Origin of the sequence: Micromonospora arida (genome assembly GCF_042873195.1) — a bacterium.
Taxonomy (GTDB): Bacteria; Actinomycetota; Actinomycetes; order Mycobacteriales; family Micromonosporaceae; genus Micromonospora; species Micromonospora arida.
This window is the reverse complement of sequence record NZ_JBIALC010000001.1, coordinates 903378-920652: the sequence shown is the minus strand read 5'-3', so window position 1 is coordinate 920652 and position 17275 is coordinate 903378. Positions and strand designations below refer to the sequence as shown.

Genomic DNA, 17275 nt, shown 5'->3' with positions numbered 1-17275 from the left:
GATGCCCCACGCCAACGCCCTGTACGGGCCGCTGGACCCCGCACCGGACGCCGGCTACGAGAACGCGCCGCCGCGGATGGGGTTCTTCACCGACACCAGCGTCTGCATCGGCTGCAAAGCGTGCGAGGTGGCCTGCAAGGAGTGGAACGGTGTCCCCGAGAGCGGGCTCGACCTGCTGGGCATGTCGTACGACAACACGGGCGCGCTGACTGCCAACTCGTGGCGGCACGTCGCGTTCGTGGAGCAGCCCCGCTCGGCCGGCTGGGCGACCCCGGCGTTCGCGGGGGACCCGGACGGGCCGGCGGTCAGCCCGGCGACGGCGGCGGTCGGCGCGCGTACCAGCACGGACACCGGAACGGACCCCGGCCTGCCCACCGGCTCGCCCGCCGCGGCGGCCCGCATGTCGGGCGGGCCGGAGTTTCTGGGGATGCCGGGTGCGCAGCCGCCGGGGAGGGGTTCGGGCGCGGAGGGGCGGACGGATTTTCGCTGGTTGATGATGTCGGACGTGTGCAAGCACTGCACCCACGCGGCCTGCCTGGATGTCTGCCCGACAGGTTCCCTGTTCCGGACGGAGTTCGGCACCGTGGTGGTGCAGGAGGACATCTGCAACGGCTGCGGTTACTGCATCTCCGCCTGCCCGTACGGCGTCATCGATCAACGCAAGGATGATGGTCGGGCGTGGAAGTGCACGCTGTGCTACGACCGGCTCGGGGTCGGCATGACGCCGGCGTGTGCGCAGGCGTGCCCGACGGAGTCGATCCAGTACGGGGAACTGGACGAGTTGCGGGAGCGGGCCGCCGCGCGGGTGGCGAAGCTGCATGAGCGGGGCGTGCCGGAGGCGCGGTTGTACGGGCACGACCCGAACGACGGTGTCGGTGGTGATGGTGCGTTCTTCCTGCTGCTGGACGAACCGGAGGTGTACGGGCTGCCACCGGACCCGATCGTGACCACCCGCGACCTGCCGGCCATGTGGAAGCGTGCCGGCCTGGCGGCGATGACGATGGCGGTCGCCACGGCGGTCGCGTTCCTGGGCGGGCGGCGATGACCCGCGGCGGTGAACGACTCACGGTGCCGCCGGCCGACTTCGCCTCCTACTACGGCCGACCGGTCCTGAAGCCGCCGGTGTGGAAGTACGACATCGCCGGCTACCTGTTCACCGGAGGCCTTGCCGCCGGAAGTGCGCTGATCGGCGCGGGCGCCCAACTGACCGGACGACCCGGGCTGCGCAAGGTGGGCCGTTGGACGGCCCTCGGCGGCGTCGCCGCCAGCACGTACCTGCTGGTCCACGACCTCGGCCGGCCGGCCCGGTTCCATCACATGCTCCGGGTGGCCAAGGTGACCTCGCCGATGTCGGTCGGCACCTGGATCCTCGCCGCGTTCGGCCCGCTGGCCGGCGTGGCCGCGGTCGCCGAGCTCGCGCCGCTGCTCCCGCAGCACGGTGTGCTCGGCCTCGCCCGTCGGATCGCACCGCCCATCGGCAACGTCGCCGGCCTGGCTGCCGCGGCCACCGCGCCCGCGCTGGCGACGTACACCGGGGTGCTGCTCGCCGACACGGCCGTGCCGTCCTGGCACGACGCCTACCCGTCGCTGCCGTTCGTCTTCGCCGGCAGCGCGCTCGCCGCCGCGTCCGGGGTCGGCCTGATCGCGGCACCGGCCGCGGAGACCGCCCCACTGCGACGACTCGCCCTGGCCGCCGCGGCCGTCGAGTTCGGCGGAGGGCACCAGTTGGAGCGGCAGGGCCTCACCAGCGAGCCCTACACGCACGGGCGCAGCGGCCGGCTGGTCAGGGCGGGACGCGCCCTGCTCGCCGTGGGCACCGCCACCGCCCTGCTCAGCGGGCGTAGCCGGGTCCTGTCGGCGATCTCCGGCGCCGCCCTCGTGGCATCGTCGGTCGCCACCCGGTTCGGCGTCTTCGAGGCGGGACGGGTGTCGGCCCGCGATCCGAAGTACACGGTCGTGCCACAACGGGAGCGGCTCAACGAGAACCGGTCGGTGACCCCGCTCTGAGCGGATCGGCGAAACCGACACGGAAGGCGCCCCTTTCGAGGGGCGCCTTCCGTTGCGATGCGAGAGGTCCGGCGGTGACGGGCCGTCGCGCGTCAGCCGGTGAACAGCTTCGCGGCGGTGATGGCGGTCTGGACGATGCCGTACCCAAGGAGCACCGCGACCAGCAGCCACGACAACCAGAGTCGCCCGGTCTGGCTACCGACGTGCGGCGGCGCGGGCGGCTGGCTGTCCCGCCCGAGAGCGACCGGCTCGGTGACGGTGGCCTTCGCCACGGGCGAGGTCGGTCCTCGGTTCGGCTCGTGGAACCGTTCGGGCACGGAACGGACCAGCAGGTTCGCGATGAACCCGATGGCGAGGATGCCGACCATGGTGAACAGCGCGGGCCGGTACGCAGCCGCCGTGAGGGTGCCGGGCTTGCCCTGTGTGTCGAGGATCCCGTTGACGATCAGCGGGCCGGCGACGCCTGCGGCCGACCAGGCGGTGAGGATCCGGCCGTGGATGGCCCCGACCTGGAAGGTGCCGAACAGGTCACGCAGGTAGGCGGGCATGGTGGCGAAGCCACCGCCGTAGAAGGAGATGATCGCGGCGGCGATCAGCACGAAGACCGCGGTCGCGGAGTGGCCGGCCACGGCGAGCAGCAGGTACAGCACCATCCCGACGCCGAGGTAGACCATGTAGATGGGCTTGCGGCCGATGAGGTCGGACGTCGTCGACCAGACGAACCGGCCAGCCATGTTGAACAGCGACAGCACTCCCACGAAACCGGCCGCCGCCGTCACCGAGACAGTGGTGGCGGTCCCGTTGTCCCGGAAGAAGTCCTGGATCATCGGGCTTGCCTGCTCCAGGATGCCGATGCCGGCGGTGACGTTGCAGAACAGCACGATCCACAGCAACCAGAACGACCGGGTACGCACGGCGTTCGACGCCGACACGCTCGCCGTCGTCACCAGGGGCTTGGCGGCGACGCTCGCGGGGTCGAACCCGGCGGGCCGCCAGTCCGGCGCCGGAACCCGGACGTTGAACGGGCCGAACATCATGATCACGAAATAGCCGATGCCGAACGTGACGAAGAGCGCCACGAGGGCACTGCCCGACGCCACGGCGGCCGGGTTGTTGGGGTTGTAGCCGGAGTCGTAGAGGGAGAGCAGTTGGCGCGCGAGCGGCCCGGCGACCAGGGCGCCGCCGCCGAACCCCATGATGGCCAGCCCGGTGGCGAGGCCGGGGCGGTCCGGGAACCACTTGATCAGTGTGGAGACCGGCGAGATGTAGCCGATGCCGAGCCCGATGCCGCCGATGACGCCGTATCCGAGATAGAGCAGCCAGAGCTGCTGGGTCGCGATGCCGAGCGCGCCGACCAGGAACCCGACGGCCCAGAAGCACGCCGAGACGAACATCGCCCGGCGCGGCCCGTTCCGCTCCACCCAACGGCCACCCACCGCCGCCGACGAGCCCAGCATGACGATGGCGATACTGAAGATCGCCCCGATCGCCGTCTGGCTGGTGTCGAAGTGCGCGATGAGGGAGTTCTTGTAGACACTCGTCGCGTAGACCTGGCCGATGCACACGTGCACCGCCAGTGCCGCGGTCGGGATGAGCCAGCGGCTGTATCCCGGGGGAGCGACCGTGTGCCGAGGATTGAAGACCGACAGCATGGGCATCGTCCACACCTCCTGCGGCCGAACAGGCCGCGACGTTGCCGAGCTGTCCGACCCGGCAGTGGCCGAGCGGCGCCGCCGCAGTGGCGGCCCGGCGCACGTCTGGCGTCAGCCGTTGACCGGCTCAAACTCACGTTACGTGGCAACGCGTTCACACCATGTCGTTACCGAGAAACGCGAAACGGGAGCGGGCCAACCGGCCCGCCCCCGTTCTGCTGGCGTACGACTCAGTGAATCGCGACCTTTGCCGCCGCCTCCTCCTGGACGCGTCGTTCGTCCCCGCTGAGGGTGTGCAGCGGCTTCTCCTTGATGAACAGCACGACGACCAGCGCGAGCAGCGCGAACGGCGCGCCGACCAGGAAGAGGTCCGCGGTGGCGATGCCGTACACGTCCTGCACGATGCGCAGCACCGGCTCGGGCAGCGTGGACAGGTCGGGCACCTCGGCGGAGCCGCCGCCGGCGGTCGCCGCCGGGCCGAGCCGCTCGGTCGTCAGCGAGGTCACCCGACTTGCCAGGACCGCGCCGAGGGCGCTGACTCCGATCGCGCCGCCCATGCTGCGGAAGAACGTCAGCACGGAGGTGGTGACGCCGAGTTCGTGGGCCGGTACGTCGTTCTGCGCGGCGAGCACGAGGTTCTGCATGAGCATGCCGACGCCGATGCCCAGCACGGCCATGTAGATCGACAGCACGACGACGCTGGTGTCGGCGTCGATGGTGCCCAGGAGCAGCATCCCGACGCTCATCACCGCGGCGCCTGCCACCAGGTAGGCCTTCCACCGGCCGTACTTCGTGATGAGCTGTCCGGCGATCGTCGATGAGACGAGCAGGCCGAAGATCATCGGAAGGCTCATCAGGCCGGCGACGGTCGGCGACTTGCCCAGCGAGATCTGGAAGTACTGGGACAGGAAGACGGTGCCGCCGAACAGCGCGACACCGACCAGCACGCTGGCGACCGTGGCCAGCGAGACCGTGCGGTTGCGGAAGATGCCCAGCGGGACGATCGGCTCGGCGGCGCGCGATTCGACGAGCACGGCCAGCGCCAGCAGGACCAGACCACCGACGACCATCAGGGCCGTCCAGCCGGAGGCCCACTCGAACTTGTTCCCGGCCAGGGACGACCAGATCAGCAGCGTGGAGACACCAGAGGTGATGAGCAGGGCGCCCAGCCAGTCGATCTTCGCCTTGCGGCGGACGACCGGCAGGTGCAGGGTGCGCTGGAGCAGGGCGATCGAGATGATGCTGAACGGGACGCCGATCAGGAAGCACCAGCGCCAGCCCAGCCACGACGTGTCGACGAGCAGGCCGCCGATCAGCGGACCGGCGATGGTGCCCACACCGAAGACCGCGCCGAAGATGCCGGCGTAGCGGCCCAGCTCACGCGGCGGGATCATCGCCGCCATGACGATCGTGGCCAGCGCCGTCATGCCGCCGGCGCCGATGCCCTGGACGACACGGCTGAGCAGCAGCACCTCGACGTTCGGCGTGAAGCCCGCGATGAGCGAACCCACCACGAACAGTCCCAGCGACAGCTGGATCAGCAGCTTCTTGCTGTACAGGTCGGCCATCTTGCCCCACAGCGGCACCGTCGCCGTCATGGCGAGCAGTTCGCTGGTGACGATCCACGTGTAGACGGTCTGGCTGCCGTTCAGGTCCGCGATGATCCGCGGCAGCGCGTTCGCCACCACCGTGGAGGCGAGGATGGACACGAACATGCCGACCATCAGGCCGGAAAGGGCCTGGAGAACCTCCCGACGCGACATGCGCGTGCCGACCTCGGCGGGGTCGGCGGGCGGGACGGTGGTGGTCATTGACGCTCCCTTGGCGGGTTTGTGGCGGGGTGACTGGCCCCGGAGCTGATGCGGCGGGGCGGTAAGTGGCGGGTCAGGAGGGGCCCGGCGGATCCGGCAGCCCGGCGGCCACCGCGGAGAAGGCCTCGTCCACGAAGTCGCGCAGGGGGCGGGTGTCGTCGTCGGCGGACCAGCGCAGCATCGCGGTGTGGAAGGCGGCACTGGTGACAGCGGTGATGAGCGGCGGGAGGCCGTGGTCGGGACCTACGCCGAGGCGGGTGGCGATGACCGAGACCATGGCTCGCTCGGTCGCGATGTTGCCGGACACCAGCCGGGGCAGCAGCGCGGGGTTCTGGGTGATGACCGCCAGCCGCAGCCGCCACAACTCCCGGTCGGCCTGGATCGCGTCGATCGCCTCGTCGAGGGCCAGCCGGACGGCCTGCAACGTTGGCACCTGCGCAGGTGTGGCCGCCAGACGCGCCACGACCGGGTTGCCGTCGAGCGCCGGATCGTCGGTGAGTGCCTCGTCCTTGCAGGTGAAGTAGTTGAAGAAGGTCCGCGAGGACACGTCCGCGGCCTCGCTGATCTCCTCCACCGTCACGTGTTCCAGGCCGCGTTCGGCGACCAGCCGCAGCGCGGCGGCGGTCAGCGCGGCCCGCGTCTGCGCCTTCTTGCGGTCGCGACGCCCGGGCGCGGCTTGGTCGGTGTCGGTCACGCGAGCGAGATTAGGAGCGAACTTGCACAGCCTGCAAGTTTTTAGAGTGTGAAGTGATCTTCCTGACTCGCGATGCTGGTCGGAGCCGGACGGATCGTTCGCTCGGTGCGGGGCACGGCGCCGGTGGTCTCCAGGATGAGCCCGGCGACCAGGTCCGGGTCGTCGCTCATCGGGACGTGCCCGCAACTGGGCAGCGTCACCACCCGTGCCGCCGGCAGGCCCGCCCGGACGCGCTCGGCCTGGTGGACGCCGAAGATCCGGTCGCGGTCACCCCAGCCGATGGTCACCGGCACCGTCGGGTCGGACAGCCGAAGGCAGTCGAAGCGATAGTCGCGGGCGGCTCGGGCCACGGCGTTGAAGCCGAGCCCTCGTCGCAGGGCGAGCGCGTCACCCATCGCCCGTTCGACGTCCAGCAGGGTCGGGCGGGCCATCAGCGGCGCGAAGCACAACGCCCGCAGGTACGCCGAGCGCAGCGCGACACGCATGATCGGGGTGGGCAGGTACGAGTTGGCCCGCAGCATCCGGAGGATGGCCAGCGCCCGTCGGCGCTCAGCCGGGGTGAAGAAGCCGGCGGGGGAGAAGGCGGTGGCCGAGGCGGCCGCCCCCGTCGCCGCAAGCTCCAGGGCGATCGCCCCACCGAGGCTGTAGCCGGCGACGTGCGGACGCTCCAGCCCCCACTCGGTCAGCGCCGGCAGGACCCCGGCCACGGTGGCGGCCATGTCGGCGGGCATGCCCGTGCCCGGCACCGGAGAGTTCCCGAAGCCGGGCAGGTCGAGCGCGATCACCTCGTGGTGGGCGGTGAGCCGGTCGAACACCGGCTCCCACGCCTGATGGCGGTGACCGATGCCGTGGATGAGCACGAGCGGCTCTCCGCTGCCGGCACGCCGGAAATGAATGCTCATGACTGCCCTCCCACCGACGTCCTGCCGAAGGAACGCCCGAGCTGGCGTACCTCGTCTTCCATCTGGCCGACCATGGTCTGGCCGCCGAACCGGGTGATCAACGCGTCCGAGAGGCCGCTCAGCACCACCGGCCGCAGCGCCTGCACCAGGGCGAGCGACCGTGGCACGTACACCTTGCGTTTGCGGCGCTCGATGCCGCGGAGCAGGGCCTCGACGCACTGCTCGACGGGTACGACGGTGGACAGCGGCCACGGCAACCGGCGCAGCGCGGTGCGGAACGATGCCAGATCGTCACGGATGTCGCGGACCAGATCGGTGTCGATCCAGATCGGATGCGCCGTGCTGACGGTGACGCCGCGTGAGCGGGTCTCCAGGCGCAGCACGTTGGCGAACTGCTCCACGCCCGCCTTGGACGCGCAGTAGGCGGCCATCCCGGGCATCGCCGTGAAAGCGGCGGCCGACGAGATGATCAGGACGTGGCCACGGGCGGCGGTGACGTGGGGCAGCGCCGCGCTGACCGTGCGGATCGCGCCGCAGAGGTTGACCTCGACGGTACGGACCAGCGCGTCGACCGGTCCCACGGCGACGGTGCCGAGGTTCGCGATGCCCGCGTTGGCCACGACAACGTCGATGCCACCGAAGCGGTCGACAGTGGATGCCACCGCCGCGTCCAACGCCGCCTGGTCGGTGACGTCACACTCGTACCAGTGCGCGTCGAGGTCGGCGCTGAGCTGCTTGAGCAGCTCGCCCTCCAGACCGACGACGGCGACCTGGGCGCCCCGGGCGACGGCCTCGCGGGCCATCTGCGCCCCGATGCCGCGCGCCGCACCGGTGATGAGCACCGTCCTGCCCGCCAGGTCATACCGCATCGACGTGCTCCCGTTCCGTGTCGTTGGGGGTGTTCCCTGCCGTGGCGACCTGGTAGTCGGCCGGGCGGAACCGGCGCAGCCGCATCCGAAAGCTGGTGGCGAAGCCTGGCCAGATGGTGGTGTTCCGGCCGGTGCTGTCGAGATACCAGCTCTGACAGCCGGTCTCCCACACGGTGCCGGTCATCTTCTGATCGATCCGTTCGGTCCAGCGTCGTTGCGCCTGCGCGGTGGGCTCGATGGCCTGGATGCCCCTGGCCCGCATGTGACGCAGGGCCGCGAGCACCAGATGCAGCTGTGCCTCGATCATCAGCACCACGGAGGTGTGACCGAGCCCGGTGTTCGGGCCGAGCAGGAAGAACAGGTTGGGGAAGCCGGCGATGGTCGTGCCCTGGTACGCGCGCATGCTGGGGGTCCACGCCTCTGCCAGGCTGCGCCCGCCCCGACCGTGGATGCGCCGGACGACGGGGGAGTCGGTGACGTGGAAGCCGGTGCCGAAGATGATCGTGTCCGCCGGGTGGTGGACGTCGTCGTCGGTGACGAGGCCGTCCGGCACGATCCGGGCGATGCCGGCGGTGACCACGTCGACGTTCGGTCGGGTGAGCGACGGCCAGTAGTCGTTGGAGATCAGCACCCGCTTGCAGCCCATCGCGTACCGGGGGGTGAGCTTGTCCCGCAGGTGCGGGTCGGGGACCTGACGCCGCAGCGTACGCAGGGACAGGCGCGAGGCGAGGCGGTTGACCGCCGGGTGCAGGAAGCCCAGGCCCATGCTCTCGCGTACCAGGTAGAGCCCCGCCCGGGCGGCCCGCTGCGCGCCGGGCACCGTGCGGAACGCGGCCTGCTCGACCCCGCTGATCCGGCGCGTCAACCTCGGCATGATCCACGCGGGGGTGCGCTGGAAGAGCGTCAGCTTCTCGACCGTCGGCTGGATCTGCGGCACGAACTGGACGGCCGAGGCGCCGGTGCCGATCACCGCGACGCGCCGGCCGGTCAGGTCGTGGTCGTGCCGCCAACGGGCGGAGTGGAACACCGAGCCGGCGAACTCGTCGATCCCGGGCAGGTCGGGGATGGCCGGGTCGCTGAGCGGGCCGGCGGCACAGATCAGGACCCGGGCGCTGTGGTCGCCGCCGGAGGTGCGCAACAGCCAGCGTTGGCGCTGCTCGTCCCACCTCGCCTCGTGCACCTCGTGGCGCAACCGCAGCCTCGGGCGTATCCCGAAGCGGTCGACGCAGCCGCGCAGGTAGTCCCAGATCTCCGGTTGGCCGGAGAAGGTGTTCGACCAGCCGGCGTTGGGGGCGAAGGAGAACGAGTAGAGGTGCGACGGGACGTCGCAGGCGCAGCCCGGGTAGGTGTTGTCACGCCAGGTGCCACCGACGTCCTCACCCCGGTCGAAGACGAGGAAGTCGGTGAAGCCGGCCCGCTGCAGGCGGATGGCGGCGCCCAGGCCACCGAAGCCGGCGCCGATGATGGCAACGTCTGTCTCCATTTACCCCTCCGTGTGCTCGGGCGCGGAAGTCGGGTCGGCCACTGGCGGCCAGGGCGGATCGCCCACGCCGGTGATTCGTACGCCTCCCCACGGGTCGACCTCGGCCAGTCGGGCCGCCCGGACGCGGTCGGCGATGCGCAACTCGACGTCGCGCCGACCGGAGCGCAGCAGGTGGGCCACCCGTGGCTCGGGCTCGATCCGCCCACCCCAGTGGAAGCGGCCGTCGACCGGCTCCCACCGCCCGCTGAGGTGCACCCGGACCGAGGTGCCCTCGACACCCGCCGGGCCGTGGTAACTCACGGCACGATCCGCTCGTGGGCGCGGGTGAGCTCGTGCGGCAGGTCGGCGCTGGCCCGCACTCCCTCGATGCCGCTCCACAGCAGAGCGGTCAGGTAGTCGGTGAGGGCGGCCCGGCTGATCGGCTGGCCGTGCGTGGTCCACCAGTCGCCGACCGCCTGCACGAAACCCACCAGGCCGTACGCCCAGGGCTCGGCGGGGCCGGCGTCCAGGCCCAGCGTGCGTAGCCGGTCGCCGATCACCCGGGCCAGCCCGGCGGCCACCTGCCGGCTGGTGCCGGCGATCACCTGGTGGATGCCGGGGTCGCCGGACTGGTGCATCAGGAACCGGTAGAGCCTCGGCTCCGACTCGATCACGCCCAGGTAGGCGTCGATCGTCGCTTCGACCAGGCCGCGTTCCTCGCGGACCTGTTCGACTGCGGGCGCGATGGTGTCGACCATCCGGGCCGCCACCACCTCGCTGACCGCCACCCAGAGCTGCGACTTGTCGGCGAAGTAGCGGTACAGGACCGGTTTGCTGACGCCCGCGGCGGCGGCCACCTGTTCCATGTCGACCTCCGGCCCGTGCCGCAGCAGCGCCTGCACGGCGGCACCGACCAACTCCTGCCGTCGTTGCTCACGATGGTCTGCCCAGCGGTCCCGGCGGCCGTTGCCCTTCGCCTTCGGACTGCCGTCAGGGGGCGTGGCCGACGGGTCGGATGCATTGACATCGGTGAGCGGCGATTGCATGCTACTACTCGTAACAGTTACTGGTCGTCACGTCAATATGGAGGAGCCATGGAGGCGGCGGAAACCGGGCGCGCGGCGGTCGCCGATCGACTGCTCACGTCCTCACTGCGCACCAGCTACGACCCCACCGTCGAGATCGACTGGGACGCCCCGCACACCCCCGGCGCCTACTGGCTCCCGCCACAGCGCAGCAGCCTCTACGGCACGCCGCTGTGGGAGCAGCTCAGCGAGGAGCAGCGCGTCGAGCTGACCAAGCACGAGGTGGCCAGCGCCGCCAGCGCCGGGCTGTGGTTCGAGACGATCCTCATGCAGATGCTGATCCGGGAGTACTACCGCGCCGACCCGACCAGCCGGCAGGCCCAGTACTCGTTGACCGAGGTCGCCGACGAGTGCCGGCACTCCATCATGTTCGGCCGGCTGATCGAGGCGATGGGTTGTCCGGTCTACCGCGCGAGCACCGTCGACCACCACCTCGGGCGCTTCCTCAAGGCCACCGCCAGCGGCCCCCGGATGTACGCCGCGATCCTCATCGCGGAGGAGATCCTCGACGCGTTCCAGCGCGAGATCATGGCGGACGAGTCGCTCCAGCCGCTCATCCGGATGGTCTCCCGCATCCACGTGGTGGAGGAGGCGCGACACGTCCGGTTCGCCCGCGAGGAACTGGCCGCCGCGGTCGCGGCCACCGGCCCGGTGGGCATGGCGTACGCCCGGCTGTTGGTCGGTCGTGCGGCCTACACGATCGCCAACCGCCTGGTCCATCCCGACGTGTACGCGGCGGTGGGCATTCCGCCGGCGGTCGGCCGGGCCGCTGCCCGCGCCAACCCGCACTGGCGTGCCACCCTCCGCTGGTCCGCGGCGCGGGTGCACGCCAACCTGGCGGAGGTCGGCCTGGTGGCTGGGCTGGGGCGTCTGCTGTGGGCCCGGGCCGGGCTGATCTGACCCTTGTCCCTCTGCTCAGGCGACGTCGCCGTCAGGCCCGTTCGACCCGCGCCTGCTGGTGATCGGTCAGCCGCAGCCCCACACCGCGGACGACATCGATGGTGGCGCCGGTGCCCAGGTCGTGCAGCTTGCGGCGCAGCCGCTTGACCAGCGACTGCACGTCCGCCTTGCGTTCGCGCCCCTCGTCACCCCAGACTGACCGGTGCAGCTCGGCGTAGCTCCAGACCCGGGCCGGCTCGGTGATCAGGCAGGTCAGCAGGTCGTGTTCCAGGCGGGTGAGGTCGATCTCGCGTTCCCCGCAGCGGGCGCTGGAGCGGGACGAGTCGATCACCAGGGCGGCGACCGGCGCCGGTTCGGACGGGGCGGCCACCTGCTGCGGAGCGGCGATCAGTCGGCGCAGCTCGTCGAGGTCGGAAACCAGCAGTAGCGGCGCGATGCCGTCGAGAAGCTCCGCGAGCCGGATGCGCTCGGCCGGCGACGGGGTCACCGCGATCAGCAGTGGGAACGGCTCGTCGGCCGGATCACCCCTGTTCACCGTTGCCTCGTCCTCGGCCACCGCACCACCCGGGATCGATGGGCATCCCTGCCCAGCTCTCGTCACGGTCCTGACAATGATTGGCAAGCGTGCCGCCAGCCAGGGCAACTCTTAGCGACAAGTTGCTCACGGCAAGTTCTTGATCGTCCGTTCTTCTCGATCATAGTGTCCAGTCGGGCAACCGGCGTGACCCGCGCGGTGCATGGGGAGGTCCACCATGGCCCATTTACACCCTGGGTCGTTCTGAGGGAGGCAGCACCGATGTTCAGACGTCCACAATGGCGGCGCGCGGCCAGATCACTGGTGAGCGCCGGCGCGGCGACGATCCTCGCCGCGACATGCTTGGCGACGATCAGCTCGGGTGCGCAGGCCGCGCCGGGCGGTGCGATGGGGGCGGGCGCCCAGACCGGGGACAAGATCCGACCGGAGCTCGCCAAGCAGCTCCAGGCCAAGAGTGAAGGGGACTTCTGGATCCGGTTCAAGGACCGGGCGGACCTGAGCAAGGCCAGCGCCATCAAGGACTGGTCGAAGCGTGGCACGGCGGTGGCGGACGCGCTGCGCAAGACCGCCGCCGCGAGCCAGGGCAAGATCCGGGCCGACCTCGACAGCTCGGGCACCAAGTACCAGACCTTCTGGGCCACCAACGCCATCAAGGTGAACAGCGGTTCGCTGGCGATGGCCCAGAAGTTCGCCGGGCACTCGGAGGTCGAGGGCCTCTACGCGCCGGTCGCGTACAAGGTGCCGGAGACGACCAAGGGCACCGACGAGAAGACCGTGAACGCCCTGGAGTGGGGCATCGCCAACATCAACGCCGACGACGTCTGGTCCCAGTACGGCGTCAAGGGCGAGGGCATCACCATTGCGAACATCGACACCGGGGTGCAGTTCGACCACCCGGCACTGGTGAACTCCTACCGCGGCAACAACGGCGACGGGACGTTCGACCACAACTACAACTGGTTCGATGCCGCCGGCACCTGCGCGACCGCCCCCTGTGACGACGACGGCCACGGTACGCACACGATGGGCACCATGGCCGGCTCCGACGGCGCGAACCAGATCGGTGTCGCCCCCGGGGTCAAGTGGATCGCGGCGAACGGTTGCTGCCCCAGTGACGCCGCTCTGATCGAATCCGGTCAGTGGATGCTCGAGCCGCTGGACCTCAACGGTCAGAACGCGGACGCCAGCAAGCGACCGAACATCATCAACAACTCGTGGGGCACCCGGGACCCGTCCAACGAGCCGTTCATGGAGGACGTGACGAACGCCTGGACCGCGTCCGGGATCTTCGGCACCTGGTCCAACGGCAACAGCGGGCCGGCCTGCCAGACCAGTGGCTCGCCGGGCAGCCTCGTCAGCAACTACTCGACCGGCGCGTACGACGTCAACAACAACGTCGCCGGCTTCTCCTCCCGCGGCGCCGGCCAGAACGGCGTGATCAAGCCCAACATCTCGGCGCCGGGCGTGAACGTCCGGTCGAGCATCCCGGGCAACGCCTACGGCAGCATCAGCGGCACCTCGATGGCCGCACCGCACCTCGCGGGCGCGATCGCGCTGCTGTACTCGGCGGCACCGTCGCTGGTCGGCGACGTCAACGCGACCCGCGCGCTGCTCAACGGCGCCGCGATCGACAAGGCCGACGACCAGTGTGGTGGCACCGCCGCCGACAACAACGTCTACGGCGAAGGCCGACTGGACGCCCTCGCGTTGCTCAACGCCGCCCCGACCGGTGACATCGGCATCCTGGCCGGCACCGTCACCGACGCGACCTCCGGCGCACCGATCGCCGGCGCAACACTGACGCTCACCGGCGCGTCCGAGCGTGAGCTGACCACCGGTGCCGACGGCAAGTTCTCCACCCAGCTCCCCGCCGGCGACTACCAGGTCGCCGTCGCGGCGTTCGGGTACGCCAGCACCACCAAGACGGCAACGGTCGCCAAGGGCGCCACCACGACGCTCAACGTCGCCCTCACGGCGGTGCCGAGTGTCAACGTCACCGGAGCGGTCACCGACGGCTCCGGCCACGGCTGGCCGTTGTACGCGAAGGTGACCGTGACGGGTGTGTCCGGCGTCTACGACTACACCACCCCGTCGAACGGTCGCTACAGCATCAAGCTGCCGTCCGGGCAGACGTACACCCTGAAGTACGAGTCGCAGTACCCGGGCTACCAGACCGTCACCAAGGAGGTCGTGGTCGGCTCGGGCAACGTCACCGCCAACGTCGCCGTGCCGGTGGACAGCACCGTCTGCACCACCGCCCCTGGATACACGACCGGCTCCGACGGTGAGTACGAGACCTTCGACGCCACGACCACGCCGGCCGGCTGGACCGTCGTCGACAACGCGGGCAGCGGTCAGGTCTGGAAGTTCACCGACGACGGCGACCGGGGCAACCTGACCGGCGGCACCGGCAACTTCGCGATGATCGACAGCGACGCCTACGGAGCCGGCACCAGCCAGGACACCTCCCTGGTCAGCCCGGTGGTCGACCTGACCAGCGTCACGGCCCCGGTCATCCGGTTCAACCAGGACTTCAACCAGCTCAACGACGACACCGCCGACGTGGACCTGAGCATCGACGGCGGCGCCACCTGGACCAACGTGCTCCGGCAGGAGACCGACGTCCGGGGACCGAAGCTGACCGAGATCCCGATCCCGCAGGCGGCCGGCAAGGCGCAGGTGCAGGTCCGGTTCCACTACTACGACGCCTCGTACGAGTGGTGGTGGGAGGTCGACAACGTCCTGATCGGCAGCCAGGTCACCTGCGTGCCGCTGGACGGCGGTCTGGTCGTCGGCAACGTCCGCGACAAGAACGACAGCAGCTACGTCAACGGCGCGACCGTCACCAGCAAGGACCGGCCCGCCGAGAAGGCCGTCACCGTGGCGACCCCGGACGACCCGGGGCTGGCCGACGGCTTCTACTGGATCTACTCGTCGCTGACCGGCGAGCACCCGTTCACGGCGACCGCCGGCAACTACGTCAGCCAGACCAAGCAGGTCGACGTCGAGGCCGACTGGGCGACCACCGCGAACTTCCAGCTCGCGGCCGGCCGGCTGTCGGTGACCCCGACGCAGCTGAGCGCGACGCTCCAGATGCCCAACGGCAAGACCAGCAAGTCGTTCACGGTGACCAACACCGGTGGCGCGCCGGTCGAGGTCAAGTTCGGTGAGCGGGACAACGGGTTCGAACTCCTGCGGGCGGACGGCTCCACGGTCACCCGGCAGCAGGTGCTCGGGTCCAGCGGCGCCCCGGAGCAGCGGCTCACCGCACCGACGTCGTTCGCCGCCAAGGCGTCCGGCAAGGAGGCCAAGGCGGCTGCCGCGGCGGCGGGCCCGCAGGCGGCGCCGTGGACCGACATCGCCAACTACCCGGCCACGATCATGGACAACCGGGTGGTGAACCTGGACGGCAAGGTGTATTCGCTCGGTGGCGGCGACGGTGAGGCCTCCACCACCAAGAACTACGCCTACGACCCGGCCGCGCAGACCTGGACGGCGATCGCCGACCTTCCCGGCGCGCGCAACGCCCTGACCGCTGGTGTGGTGAACGGCAAGATCATCGTCACCGGTGGCTGGGCCGACGCCGGCCCGGACTCCGCCACCTGGTCGTACGACCCGGGGGCCAACACCTGGACGGAACTGGCCGACAACCCGGCACCTCGGGCCGCGGCCGGTCAGGCCGTCGTCGACGGCAAGCTGTACGCGGTCGGTGGCTGCACCACGGCCGCCTGTCTGCCGATGTCGAACAGCGTCGTCCGGTACGACCCCGCCGGTGACAAGTGGGAGACGATGGCCAACTACCCGAAGTCGGTGGCCTTCGCCTCCTGCGGCGGGATCGACGGCGTCCTCTACTGCACCGGCGGCAACGACGGTTCCGCCGCGCAGAAGTCCAGCTACGCCTTCGACCCGGGGGCCAACACCTGGACCGCCATCGCCGACGCGCCGGCCGACAACTGGGCCAGCTCGTACGCCGTCGCCAGCGGCAAGCTCCTCGTCGTCGGTGGCTCGCAGGGTGGGGCCATCAGCAACGCCGGCTTCGCCTTCGACCCGGCCGCCGGTTCGTGGTCCAACCTGCCCAACGCCAACACCGCGCGGTACCGCGGCGGCGCGGCGTGCGGCTTCTACAAGATCGGCGGCTCGTCCGGCAGCTTCAACGCGGCTCCGGACAGCGAGGTGCTCCCGGGCTTCGAGGGATGCTCCGAGTCGGCGGCCGACGTCAGCTGGATGACCATCGACAAGTCGGCGGTCACCCTCGCACCGGGTGCGAAGGTCACTGTCACCGTCGGCCTGACGGCGAACGTGGACCAGCCGGGCACCTACTCCGGCGCGGTCGCGATCTCCGAGAACACCCCGTACTCGGTGGCACCGGTCGCGGTGACCATGACCGCGAACCCCCCGAAGACCTGGGGCAAGCTCATGGGTACGGTCACCGGCACCAGCTGCCAGGGTGCGACCTCGCCGCTCACCGGCGCGGTCGTGCAGGTCGACTCGTGGGCGGCGTCGTACACCTTCGCCACCGACGCCGAGGGCAAGTACGCCTACTGGGTGGACCGCCGCAACAACCCGCTCACGATGATCGTGGCCAAGGACGGCTGGAAGCCGCAGACCCGTCAGACCCGGATCGACACCGCCACTCCGACGGTGGAGAACTTCGGGTTGGCACCCATCAAGTGCTGATGCCCGAGCACTAGCCGAAGAGATCCGGCCCGCCTGGTCCCCGACCAGGCGGGCCGGACCGCGCCCGGGGTGATCAGGCGGGAGCGAGCCGGAAGCCGACGCCGCGTACCGAGTGGATCGTTGCCGTGGCGTTGAGACTGGCGAGCTTGCCGCGCACCCGGCGGACCACCGAGTGCATGTCGGAGCCCCGGCCGAGGTGCCGGTTGCCCCAGACCTCGAGGTGCAGGCGCTCGTAGGTCCAGACCTGCCCGGGCGCGTGCACCAGGCAGAGCAGCACGTCGTGCTCCAACCGGGTCAGGTCGATCTCCTGGTCGCGCCAGCGCAGCACCCGGCGGTCGGAGTCGACGGCGAGATCCGGTGGCGGTGGCTGTGGGCTCGGCGCCACCTCGGCGAGCGCCGCCCTGGTCGGTGGAGCCGGGGCGGCGGGCGCCTCGACCACCCCGAGGAACTCTCGTGCCTGGTCGACGGTCGAGACGATCAGGAAGGCGTCACTGCCGCCGAGCAGCCGGGCCAGATGTCGCCGCTCGGCCGGCGAGGATGCGATGCCGATGACCAGGCTGGCCACTGGAATTCCCTGCATTTGCCAACACCTTCCGGTTCCCCAACTCACTCCGGATGGATTTTTCGCACCGCCGACCGAAACATCGATCGGCGTCCTGACCCTAGTGGTGGCTGATCTCG

14 protein-coding genes are annotated in these 17275 nt (G+C 70.5%); 4 read left to right on the top strand and 10 right to left on the bottom strand.

What is annotated here, in order from left to right:
* Nucleotide 1 precedes the first annotated feature (1 nt).
* Together ACFYP0_RS04405 and nrfD are read left to right on the top strand one after the other, a co-directional pair.
* Nucleotides 2-1045, top strand: coding sequence for a 4Fe-4S dicluster domain-containing protein (locus ACFYP0_RS04405; protein WP_355500294.1), 1044 nt, complete (start codon nucleotides 2-4; stop codon nucleotides 1043-1045).
* Nucleotides 1042-2007, top strand: coding sequence for an NrfD/PsrC family molybdoenzyme membrane anchor subunit (gene nrfD, locus ACFYP0_RS04400; protein WP_355500291.1), 966 nt, complete (start codon nucleotides 1042-1044; stop codon nucleotides 2005-2007). Before ACFYP0_RS04405 ends, nrfD begins: the two co-directional genes overlap by 4 nt.
* A 92-nt stretch (nucleotides 2008-2099) precedes the next feature.
* Here the strand turns inward: nrfD and ACFYP0_RS04395 are convergent, their stop codons facing one another.
* The 8 genes from ACFYP0_RS04395 to ACFYP0_RS04360 all read right to left on the bottom strand — a co-directional run bounded on the left by ACFYP0_RS04395 (nucleotide 2100) and on the right by ACFYP0_RS04360 (nucleotide 10443).
* A complete protein-coding gene (locus ACFYP0_RS04395) occupies nucleotides 2100-3659 on the bottom strand; it encodes an OFA family MFS transporter (protein WP_355500418.1) in 1560 nt (519 codons plus the stop codon).
* A 230-nt stretch (nucleotides 3660-3889) separates the two neighbouring features.
* On the bottom strand, nucleotides 3890-5470 hold the full coding sequence (locus ACFYP0_RS04390) for an MDR family MFS transporter (RefSeq protein ID WP_355500288.1): 1581 nt from the start codon (nucleotides 5468-5470) through the stop codon (nucleotides 3890-3892).
* A 73-nt stretch (nucleotides 5471-5543) separates the two neighbouring features.
* Nucleotides 5544-6164, bottom strand: coding sequence for an acyl-CoA-like ligand-binding transcription factor (locus ACFYP0_RS04385; RefSeq protein WP_355500286.1), 621 nt, complete (start codon nucleotides 6162-6164; stop codon nucleotides 5544-5546).
* A 41-nt stretch (nucleotides 6165-6205) separates the two neighbouring features.
* Nucleotides 6206-7066 (bottom strand): alpha/beta fold hydrolase, encoded by an 861-nt coding sequence (locus tag ACFYP0_RS04380; RefSeq protein WP_386994329.1) that lies wholly within the window; start codon nucleotides 7064-7066, stop codon nucleotides 6206-6208.
* Nucleotides 7063-7935: an SDR family oxidoreductase gene (locus tag ACFYP0_RS04375; protein ID WP_386994327.1), complete on the bottom strand. Its 873-nt coding sequence runs from the start codon at nucleotides 7933-7935 to the stop codon at nucleotides 7063-7065. Before ACFYP0_RS04375 ends, ACFYP0_RS04380 begins: the two co-directional genes overlap by 4 nt.
* On the bottom strand, nucleotides 7925-9418 hold the full coding sequence (locus ACFYP0_RS04370) for a flavin-containing monooxygenase (RefSeq protein WP_386994325.1): 1494 nt from the start codon (nucleotides 9416-9418) through the stop codon (nucleotides 7925-7927). Before ACFYP0_RS04370 ends, ACFYP0_RS04375 begins: the two co-directional genes overlap by 11 nt.
* A complete protein-coding gene (locus tag ACFYP0_RS04365) occupies nucleotides 9419-9718 on the bottom strand; it encodes a DUF4873 domain-containing protein (protein ID WP_124860303.1) in 300 nt (99 codons plus the stop codon).
* Nucleotides 9715-10443, bottom strand: a complete 729-nt coding sequence (locus ACFYP0_RS04360) for a TetR family transcriptional regulator (RefSeq protein WP_091399218.1) — start codon at nucleotides 10441-10443, stop codon at nucleotides 9715-9717. The genes ACFYP0_RS04365 and ACFYP0_RS04360 overlap by 4 nt, the downstream gene beginning before the upstream one ends.
* Before the next feature lie 48 nt (nucleotides 10444-10491).
* Between ACFYP0_RS04360 and ACFYP0_RS04355 the strand changes: the two genes are divergently transcribed.
* On the top strand, nucleotides 10492-11382 hold the full coding sequence (locus ACFYP0_RS04355; protein ID WP_386994323.1) for an AurF N-oxygenase family protein: 891 nt from the start codon (nucleotides 10492-10494) through the stop codon (nucleotides 11380-11382).
* 31 nt (nucleotides 11383-11413) lie between these two features.
* Here ACFYP0_RS04355 and ACFYP0_RS04350 read toward each other — a convergent pair whose 3' ends face one another.
* On the bottom strand, nucleotides 11414-11938 hold the full coding sequence (locus ACFYP0_RS04350; protein WP_356975216.1) for a winged helix-turn-helix domain-containing protein: 525 nt from the start codon (nucleotides 11936-11938) through the stop codon (nucleotides 11414-11416).
* A 240-nt stretch (nucleotides 11939-12178) separates the two neighbouring features.
* Between ACFYP0_RS04350 and ACFYP0_RS04345 the strand changes: the two genes are divergently transcribed.
* Entirely contained in the window at nucleotides 12179-16594 is a 4416-nt protein-coding gene (locus tag ACFYP0_RS04345; protein WP_386994321.1) for a S8 family serine peptidase, read from the top strand.
* Nucleotides 16595-16667: 73 nt separating this feature from the next.
* On the opposite strand, the gene ACFYP0_RS04340 is transcribed toward ACFYP0_RS04345, so the two are convergent.
* Nucleotides 16668-17174 carry a winged helix-turn-helix domain-containing protein gene (locus ACFYP0_RS04340; RefSeq protein ID WP_355500264.1) on the bottom strand — a complete coding sequence of 169 codons (507 nt, stop codon included), beginning with the start codon at nucleotides 17172-17174 and terminating at the stop codon, nucleotides 16668-16670.
* Nucleotides 17175-17275: the final 101 nt, after the last annotated feature.

What these genes read in the sequence shown, in the direction of transcription:
- ACFYP0_RS04405 (WP_355500294.1), top strand. Translation starts at nt 2, where the DNA reads ATGCCCCACGCCAACGCCCTGTACGGGCCGCTGGACCCCGCACCGGAC.
- ACFYP0_RS04380 (WP_386994329.1), bottom strand. Translation starts at nt 7,066, where the DNA reads ATGAGCATTCATTTCCGGCGTGCCGGCAGCGGAGAGCCGCTCGTGCTC.
- ACFYP0_RS04355 (WP_386994323.1), top strand. Translation starts at nt 10,492, where the DNA reads ATGGAGGCGGCGGAAACCGGGCGCGCGGCGGTCGCCGATCGACTGCTC.
- nrfD (WP_355500291.1), top strand. Translation starts at nt 1,042, where the DNA reads ATGACCCGCGGCGGTGAACGACTCACGGTGCCGCCGGCCGACTTCGCC.
- ACFYP0_RS04395 (WP_355500418.1), bottom strand. Translation starts at nt 3,659, where the DNA reads ATGCTGTCGGTCTTCAATCCTCGGCACACGGTCGCTCCCCCGGGATAC.
- ACFYP0_RS04345 (WP_386994321.1), top strand. Translation starts at nt 12,179, where the DNA reads ATGTTCAGACGTCCACAATGGCGGCGCGCGGCCAGATCACTGGTGAGC.
- ACFYP0_RS04390 (WP_355500288.1), bottom strand. Translation starts at nt 5,470, where the DNA reads ATGACCACCACCGTCCCGCCCGCCGACCCCGCCGAGGTCGGCACGCGC.
- ACFYP0_RS04370 (WP_386994325.1), bottom strand. Translation starts at nt 9,418, where the DNA reads ATGGAGACAGACGTTGCCATCATCGGCGCCGGCTTCGGTGGCCTGGGC.
- ACFYP0_RS04375 (WP_386994327.1), bottom strand. Translation starts at nt 7,935, where the DNA reads ATGCGGTATGACCTGGCGGGCAGGACGGTGCTCATCACCGGTGCGGCG.
- ACFYP0_RS04360 (WP_091399218.1), bottom strand. Translation starts at nt 10,443, where the DNA reads ATGCAATCGCCGCTCACCGATGTCAATGCATCCGACCCGTCGGCCACG.
- ACFYP0_RS04340 (WP_355500264.1), bottom strand. Translation starts at nt 17,174, where the DNA reads ATGCAGGGAATTCCAGTGGCCAGCCTGGTCATCGGCATCGCATCCTCG.